This is a genomic window from Oleiphilus sp. HI0125 (assembly GCF_001635355.1).
The window spans coordinates 1-939 of record NZ_LWGF01000993.1 but is presented as its reverse complement, the minus strand read 5'-3'; the positions used below and the strand labels follow the sequence as shown (position 1 = coordinate 939).

Here is a 939-nt window from a genome sequence, read left to right as displayed (position 1 = left end):
ATGAAAAAACGCTTTTATCTAGCTGACGCAAATCATTGACCACGCCATAGCGCATTTCACCTTTCCAGGCAGTACGTCGAGGAATCTTCGCAAACCACGGAATCAATGCCGACTTAAACGAATTTGGAAGGACAATCGCCCAGTCGTATTGCTCTGAGCGCAAACTATGCCCAAGCATTCTGCGAGATTTAATATCAAGCACACCATGCCCTAAAGGCATATCAATGGCTTTATTCACTTCAGGCATTGCTTCAATTATGGGGCGACTCCAAGCTGGAGCAAGAACATCTATTTGTACAGATGGGTGGAGTCGACGCAAAGCAATAAATAAACTCTGCGCCATCACCATATCGCCAACCCAGGACGGGCCTACGATAAAAATTTTCAAATCAGTATCTCCGATACCGTAAAACGCAATTAAACTAGCGTCAGCCAGTCTTGGTTTTGCTCACGCTTACCTTTAACTGCGTCAAAGTACATAGTTTGGAACTTCTCGGTCAATGGACCACGTGCGCCATTACCAATCTTACGTCCATCCAATTCACGAATTGGAAGAACTTCCGCAGCAGTTCCGGTAAAGAATGCTTCGTCAGCCACATATACTTCATCACGTGTAATACGCTTCTCAATGATCTCAACGCCTAGCTCTTCCGCAAAAGCGAAGATAGTACGACGCGTTAAGCCATCCAAGCATGAAGTAAGCTCAGGTGTGAACATCTTACCTTCACGGATAATAAAGATGTTCTCGCCAGAACCTTCTGCAACGTAACCTTCGTTATCCAAAAGCAATGCTTCATCACAACCGCTATCTAATGCTTCACGCAAAGCCAACATAGAATTGATGTAATGTCCGTTAGCCTTCGCTTTACACATGCTGATGTTCACATGATGACGCGTGTAAGAAGAAGTACGTACTTTAATACCCTGCTCGCGAAGCTC

At 44.8% G+C, this 939-nt stretch carries 2 protein-coding genes; both read right to left on the bottom strand.

The window, feature by feature from the left end:
• Positions 1-388 (bottom strand): lipopolysaccharide heptosyltransferase II (waaF, locus tag A3762_RS17105; protein ID WP_068756779.1); only part of this gene is annotated, 388 nt, incomplete at its 3' end.
• Positions 389-417: 29 nt separating this feature from the next.
• Positions 418-939, bottom strand: a 522-nt coding sequence (locus A3762_RS17100; protein ID WP_197469334.1) for an aminotransferase class IV, incomplete at its 5' end; no start/stop codon positions are given.